This window comes from Mycobacterium sp. JS623 (assembly GCF_000328565.1).
Taxonomy (GTDB): domain Bacteria; phylum Actinomycetota; class Actinomycetes; order Mycobacteriales; family Mycobacteriaceae; genus Mycobacterium.
In genome coordinates this window covers 52,110-58,747 of record NC_019957.1, presented here as the reverse complement: position 1 = coordinate 58,747, position 6,638 = coordinate 52,110, and the positions used below count along the sequence as shown (strand labels likewise).

Below are 6,638 nucleotides of genomic sequence, written 5' to 3'. Positions count from 1 at the left end.
AGGAGCGTCATGAAAGCCGATTTCTCCCGACTGCACACCGACGCAGCGCTCGACGAGTGGCTACAACAACAAGGCCGCGTGTGGCTGGACTCCGACAACAACGAGGCGGCGCTGGCCCGCCGCGCGCAGCTGCACATGCAGATCAGCGACATCGTCGGCGCGCGCGGGCGCCCCGAGCCGGGCACCGGCTTCCTAATCAGCGCGCCGCCGCCCCCGCTGCCCACCCACACCACCGAAAACTCCGACACCGAAGGCGATTTCATCATCGGCGGCGGGCCCGGTGCCGCCGGACACCTCTATCTCGACGGCATCCTGGCCGCCAACCCGACCCCCACCACCTACTACAGCCAACCCGACTACCCGCAGCCACCGCCGCTGGTGCTGCCCGACGACGTGCAGACAGGCTGGGAACTGGTCGGCGACCTGGCCACCGAGCGGGCCGCCCATGCCATGGTGACGCTGCCGCACCCGCACGACGACGGCGCACAGCAGGTCCTGGTCTGCGGCGGGTGGTCGCGAGGGGTCCCCAGCGCCACCGCCGAACGCTACAACTCAAGCAACGGCGACTGGTCAGCCACCGGGTCGATGACCGTGGCCCGCTTCGGGCACAGCGCCACCACACTGGACAACGGCGCCGTGCTCGTCGCAGGCGGCATGGGCGGCGCGGCCCTGACGCTGGGATCAGCAGAGCTGTATGACCCGGCTGCCGGCACGTTCACTTCGACGGGCTCGATGGCCAAACCACGCGCAATGCACACCGCCACCCTGCTGCCCGACGGCCGGGTGCTGGTCTGCGGAGGCTTCGGCCAGCGCCTGGGCTCGATCGGTTCGGTTCCATCGTCGGTGACAGTCGACGCGGTGATCGCCGACGCGGAGATCTACGATCCGGCCAGCGGCACCTGGTCCTCGGCGGGCACCATGGCGCATGCGCGCGCCCTGCACCAGGCGGTGTCGGTGCCCGCCGGCGCCGCGCGCGCGGGAACGCTCGGCGGGACCGTCGTGGTCTGCGGCGGCCGCGGCGCCGCCGCGTCACTCTCGGCGACCGAAGCCTACGACCCGGCCACCAACACCTGGCAGTCGATCACCGCCATGCACGCCACCCGCGAGGGCCACAGCGCCGCCGTCCTGGCCGACGGTCGGGTCCTGGTTGCCGGCGGCACTTCGACCGGTGTCGTGCTGGGCTCCGGCGAGTTGTTCGACCCCGCCACCGACAGCTGGTCGGCCACGGCGCCGCTGACCGCCGCGCGGGCCAACCACATCGGCCTGCGGCTGCACGGCAACCGGGTCCTGGTCGCCGGTGGCTATTCCGCGGGCCAGCCGCTGAACTCCGCGGAGCTATACGACGTCGAGACCGACAGCTGGCTGAGCACCCCGGCGATGAACGAGGCTCGCTCGGCGCACGCCGCGGCGATGCTCGACGGCGGCTCGGTCGTCGTCGCCGGCGGCACCAGCGCCCCCGGACAGCCGCCCGCACTGCCGGCCCCGGGCTCGGCCGACGAGATCCCCTCGGCCGAGGTGTACCACCCGGCGGCCACCACCAACGCGGTCGCCTTCCTGGAGGTCTGGGATCGGCTGATCACCTACCTGCAGGAAGACCACCGCGAAAAAGCGCTCGGCGGTCCCGACACCACCGTGCTGCTGCGCACCGTCGCGCAGGTCAAGCTCATCAACGTCGACGACGAGGACCTGCCTGACGAGATCGACTGCGCACACGCCGGGGCCTACCTCCCCCACGACGGCGCCGGCCTGTTGTCGACCTTCCTCACCGACCCTGCTGTGGGCACCGCGGGGCCCTGCGATCTGTCCGATCAGGGCACCTACGCCGGCGGCGAGAACCGGCTGTACCGCGTCGAGATTCACGATGCCGGGGAGATGCTGGGCGCCCAGGCCCCCAGCGAGTTGCCGCTCACCCAGGACGCCGCCGCGGCAGCGACCACGCTGCAGGTCGGGCCGCTGACTGCCGCCCAGATCACCGCGCTGAACGTCGGCCGGTGGGACCTCGTGTCCACCAGCGGCGCAACGACCTACCGCGAAGCGCTCGACGTGGCGGGCGCCGATGCCGGCGGCGCGGTGACGCTGGGTGTCGGCCTGCGCCGCGGCGCGCCTGCGGCAGCCAGTGCGCGCCTGGTCGCCCACCGCGACCCGATCCTGCTCATCAGGGCCGCCGCCGTCGGGGCGACCTCCATCCACATCGACCCCGGCGATCTCGATCGCATCGCGCAAGCGGCGCTGGGCCCACTCGCCCACGCCGCCTGGTTCCTGCGGTCTGGCGCGACATTCGAAGAGGTGTCGCTGGGCAACGTCGATCACGAGATGGGCACCATCGACCTGGGCTCGGGTTTGAAGAACGCCTATCCCTACGGCGCCGAACTGGTAACCCGCGCCCGCTACAAGTGGTCATCGGACAACGCGAGCTGGGCGACAGCGGTCGCCAACGTGATCGCGGCTGACACCACCGCCGGGACGACCACCCTGCAGCTGGGCAGCCTGGGACCCGATGCCGCCCACCGGCTCAAGGCCGGCGACATCGTCGAGCTGATCGGCGACACCGCCGATCTGCACACCGGCTGTGGGCTGCTGGGCCACATCACCACCGAGCCCGACCCCGACGCGCTCACCGTCACCGTCGACGTCGTCAGCGGCGACCTGCAGCCGGCCAACAACGCCGATCTGATCGCCGATCACCTGGTGCTGCGCCGCTGGGACGGCGTCGGATTCGTCACCACCACGACCGTCGACCTCGGTGCCGGGGTGCGCATCCAGTTCGCCGGCTACGACTTCCGGGCCGCCGACTACTGGTGGTTCACCACCCGCGAACGCGACGCCTCCGTGGAAGCCCTGTCGGCCGCCGCGCCCAACGGGATCCGCCGGCACCGCACGCCGTTGGCGCTGCTGCGCTGGCGCGGCGACGCCGAAACCGGTAAGACCCTGGACCGGGCCACCAACTGCGTCCCGATCGTCGACCCGCTGACCGGACTGCAGGCCGAGCGCATCGCCTACGACGACACCGTCACCCACCTTGGCGCCACCAACGTGCAGGATGCGATCGAGGCACTGGCAGGACACCGCCATCCGGCCGTCGCATCCGGCGGGGTGAGCTGGCGCAACGACACCGCCATCGCGATCGCCGACTTCAACGCCGGGCTGACCGTGTCCTTCACCGAACCGCTGAACCCCGCCACCCTGTCCGAGCGCACCTTTTGTGTGCAGCTGCACATCCCCGACCCGTCCGCGCCCGTCGTGCATCTGGTGACGCTGCCCGGCACCGTCACGTCGCTCACCGCCGGGGACGGGGACAACGAGGGTGCGGTCGCGGTGACCTATCAGCCCGATCCACCGCTGGACCCGGGCCTGGTCGGGCAGTGGCAGAACCGCCTGCGCGAGATCAGCGCCACTCTCGACGTGCGCGCCGACATCGTCCTGAAGTCCGACAAGATCCTCGACCTCAGCGGGACCCGCGCTCTGGATGGCGACGCGTTCGCCATCGTGGGGCAGGATGGCTACAACACCTACCTCGACCTCCGGCTGCCCTCCGGCGACGGCGTCGAAGGCGGCGACTTCGAAAGCTGGGTGTTCCTCTCGGCGCCGCCGGTGCCCGCGCAGGTCTCGGGCAGCGACCCCGAAGCTGATGCGGTGCTGACCGTGCCGCCCCTGGCGGTGCACGTGATGTTTAGCAAGGACGTCCAGCGCAACAGCGTCACCACGCAGACCGTCACGATCACCGACCCCAACGGTCACGCGATCGAAGGCACCGTCGAACCGTTCCCATTCGACCCGAACGCCGTTCTGATCTCGGGGTTCACCTTCACGCCCAGCAACGCGGAAGCGTTTAGCGCCGAGGGCGTCTACCAGATCAGGCTGCGCGGTACCGGCGCGGGACCGATCGTCGACTCCGATGACATGGCGCTCGACGGGCAAGCCGACGGGCGCTCCGGGGACTTCGTCGCGCGGTTCATCGTCATCCCATCCTCAGCGACAGCCAAATTGGCCGCCCCGCCGGCCGAGCCGCCGCCGGCCAAGAAACAGCCGCCGGTCAAGCAGCCACCAGGCAAGAAGATTGGCGGTCCCGTGCTGCAGCCTCCACCGCCGATCGTCAAGAAGCAGCCACCGCCGGTGGCCAAGAAGGCCGTGCCGCCCCTGCAACCGGAGAAAACGGTGCCATTCAAGTTGCCGCCCGCGCCGGGGCCGGGATGAGCCGACCCCAACGCGCATGGCCGCGGGTCAGCGGCCGCGCCCCGCTGATCGGACACCTCGACGCCGCCGGTGACCGGTACCTGCGCCGCTGCGTGGCCGTGCTGCAACAAGCGCTGGGCGAGGATCTGCTCGGCGCGTACTTGTACTCCTCGGCCGTGCTCGGCGACTATGTGCCCGGCCGCAGCGACCTCGACATGGTCGCGGTGGTACGCGCGGGGCTGCCGCAGCCGGCCCGGATGGCCCTGGCCGAACAGATCCTCGGGGTGCCCCGACCGTTTCCGACCCGCGGGCTTGACCTAGAAGTCATCACGGCCGACAGCGCAGCCTGCGGCTCGGTGCGACCACCCATCGAGCTGAAGGTGTTCAGTTTCGCCGAATACGTCCACACCGCCGCCGACGAGCCGCACGGCGACCCCCGACTGGTCATGCACTTCGCCTGCTGTCGCGATCACGGTGTGGCCCTCGTCGGTCCGCCGCCTGCCGAGGTGTTCGCGCCGGTGTCACACGACGTGTATGTCGCCGAACTGGGCCGCGAACTCGATGCGCACTGGATGACCCCGCACTATCTGGTGCTCAACGCCTGCCGCGACTGGCGATACATCGAAGAAACGGTGATCTGCTCGAAGGTGGCCGGCGGCCAATGGGCCCGCAGCAGGCTCGCCGATCCGTGGCTTGTCGACGCCGCCCTGTGCTGGCAGACACGAGGCGTCGGCCCGGTGATGGATCCCGTACTGGTCGAGGGATTCCTGGGCAGCATCGCCCAGCGACTGCGCGGGCCCGACGGCCAGCGACCCACCGCAGAAGTCAACCAACAGCTGCCCTCTGCGTGGCGCGCGGTCGCATCGGTCGGCGACGCCATCGAAGCGCTGCAACGCCGCCCGGCGATGCACCGGCATGTCGAGGCGCCGCTCGTGTCCTGCATCCACGTCTGCTCGCACGACCTGGACGCCACCGACACCGCCGTCCGCGCCTTCTGCGACCAGGAATACGCCAAACGCGAACTCGTCGTCGTCACACCAGAACACCTCTCAGCCGCCACCGCCCACCGACTGCCGCGCGACGTGCGCATCCGGGCGGTGACCCAGCCCGCCGACCTCGACCCCGGTGCCGCGCGCGACCTCGGCTGCGCGCACGCCGCCGGTGATCTCATCGCGCTGTGGGAAGGCGCCACCTGGTATGCGCCCTGGCGGCTGCGTTACCAGGTGAGCGAACTGCTACGCAGCGGCCATACGGTCTCGGCGGCCACCTCAACCATCGTGTGGGACCCGGCGCACGACGAGAGCTGGATCGGACGCACCGATACCGACACCAAACGCCGGCTCATCGTCGGCGCCACACTGTGCCAGACACGCAGCGAGTGCACCGCCTACTCCTTCGCCGCGCGCTACGCCAACGCGCCACGCTATCGAAATTCCAATGCGCCGTTTACCTTCGGTGCTCCCGAGCGCCCATTTCATGTGCCACGCGACGCTCATTTCGCTGTCGTGGTCGCGCCCTGGTCATTCCAGAAGGCACCCAGCCACGCCCGCTACCCGAAAGGTGTGGTCAGCACCCTGCTCGGGGGTCGCGCCCCCGAATTCGCCGCAGCAGCAGGCGAAGTGGGCTCAAGCGCACCGGAACCTGCGCCGCCGTTGACGCCGCCAGCCCCCCACCAACCGCGGTTCACCACAGCCAATGTCGCACCACTGGTCACCTGCATCATGCCGACGTTCAACCGGCGCCGGTTCGTCGCGCAGGCGGTGCGCAACATCGCGCGCCAGGACTATCCGGCCATCGAACTCGTCGTTGTCGACGACGGCAGCGAACCCGTCGCCGACCTGCTCGCACCCCTGCCCCACACGAAGTATCTGCGCCTGGACCGGCGCCACACCATCGGGCACAAACGCAACCTCGCCTGCGAAGCCGCCTCCGGAAAGATCATCATCCAGTGGGATGACGACGATTGGTACGGCCCGCAGCGCGTTAGCCGCCAGGTCAGCGAGATCGTGGACGGCAACGCCGACGCGACCGGGATCGGGGTGAACCTGCTGCTGGACGTGCGCAGCATGCAGATCTGGTCGACGCGGGAACGCCAGGCCTCCGACCCGCTGTTCGGCCCCGTCGAATCGCTGGCCGGCGGCACAATCGCGATGCGTAAAGACATTTGGCGTCAAGTCAACGGCTACCCCGACGCCTCCAACGGTGAGGACGTCGGGTTCCTGCAACGCGTCGCCGAAGCAGGCGGCAGCATCCTGGCGATCAGCAACCAGGGCGCCTACGTCTACGTGCGGCACGGGCGCAACTCGTGGCGTTTCGACTTCTCACCCGACGAGGGCCCACCGACCTGGCGCCGCAACGACCCACCGCCAGGGATGGACGACGTCGACCTGAACTTCTATACGTCGCTGTCGAACGGCGCAGCGGTTCGACAGCCATTGGCCACCAGCGACCTACCGTAACGACCC

The 6,638-nt window shown here is 69.9% G+C and carries 2 protein-coding genes; both read left to right on the top strand.

The features are described from left to right. Nucleotides 1-9: 9 nt before the first annotated feature. Nucleotides 10-4,194 (top strand): kelch repeat-containing protein, encoded by a 4,185-nt coding sequence (locus MYCSM_RS35470; protein WP_015297585.1) that lies wholly within the window; start codon nucleotides 10-12, stop codon nucleotides 4,192-4,194. Beyond that, entirely contained in the window at nucleotides 4,191-6,632 is a 2,442-nt protein-coding gene (locus MYCSM_RS35465; protein WP_015297584.1) for a glycosyltransferase, read from the top strand. Before MYCSM_RS35470 ends, MYCSM_RS35465 begins: the two co-directional genes overlap by 4 nt. Nucleotides 6,633-6,638: the final 6 nt, after the last annotated feature.

Coding starts and splice junctions, on each gene's coding strand:
- MYCSM_RS35470 (WP_015297585.1), top strand. CDS start 10: ATGAAAGCCGATTTCTCCCGACTGCACACCGACGCAGCGCTCGACGAG.
- MYCSM_RS35465 (WP_015297584.1), top strand. CDS start 4,191: ATGAGCCGACCCCAACGCGCATGGCCGCGGGTCAGCGGCCGCGCCCCG.